This is a genomic window from Aminobacter sp. P4_D5 (assembly GCF_056401815.1).
This window is the reverse complement of the sequence record NZ_JBFUIP010000584.1, coordinates 1-788: the sequence shown is the minus strand read 5'-3', so window position 1 is coordinate 788 and position 788 is coordinate 1. Positions and strand designations below refer to the sequence as shown.

Here is a 788-nt window from a genome sequence, read left to right as displayed (position 1 = left end):
GATCCTGATGGTCTGGCTGGGGTTGAATCTCGGGCTGCTGCCGATCTCGGGAACGGGCGGCCCGGAATATTACGTGATGCCCGGAATCGTGCTGGCCTTTTCCGCCATCCCCTCGCTGATGCGGCTGACGCGCAGCGGCATGATCGAGGCGTTGTCTTCCGACTACATCCGCACCGCGCGGGCCAAGGGGCTGAGCCGGCTTTCCATCCTGGTGAAGCACGGCTTCCGCAACGCGGCGATCCCCGTGGTCTCCATCGCGGCGGTGCAGCTGGGCTTCATGCTGGGCGGGTCCATCGTGATCGAGACCGTCTTCGCCATGCATGGCGTGGGCTACCTCGCCTGGGAGAGCATCAGCAAGAACGACTTTCCCGTGGTGCAGGCGGTCGTTCTGGTGCTGGCGCTGATCTACATCGCGCTTACGCTGCTGGCCGACCTGCTGAACGCCGTCCTCGACCCGCGGCTGCGCACGGCATGAGCGCCACGGTGATTCCCGGCCAGGGCGCGGCGCGCCGGATGCTGCGCAATGCCGGCTTCCTGGTCGGTGCGTTCATCGTGGGCGCCGTGCTCGTGGTGGCGATCCTCGCCCCCTGGATCGTGCCCTTCGATCCCTTCGCTGTCGATCTCGAGCACCGGCTGGTCCCGCCCTCCTTCATGGAGGGCGGCACGCCCGTGAATTTTCTGGGCACCGACCAGCTCGGACGCGACTACCTCTCGCGGCTGATCTACGGCGCACGGATATCCATGATCATCGGCATCGCAACGGTCATCACCTCGGGACTGATCGGCAC

1 protein-coding gene and 1 pseudogene are annotated in these 788 nt (G+C 66.0%); both read left to right on the top strand.

Annotated elements, in window-relative coordinates:
* A partial coding sequence (locus tag AC1DWF_RS33660; protein ID WP_476842835.1) for an ABC transporter permease occupies nt 1-475 on the top strand: 475 nt, incomplete at its 5' end.
* Nucleotides 472-788: pseudogene (locus AC1DWF_RS33655) on the top strand (ABC transporter permease); the annotation flags it as partial. The gene AC1DWF_RS33660 and the pseudogene AC1DWF_RS33655, both read left to right, overlap by 4 nt.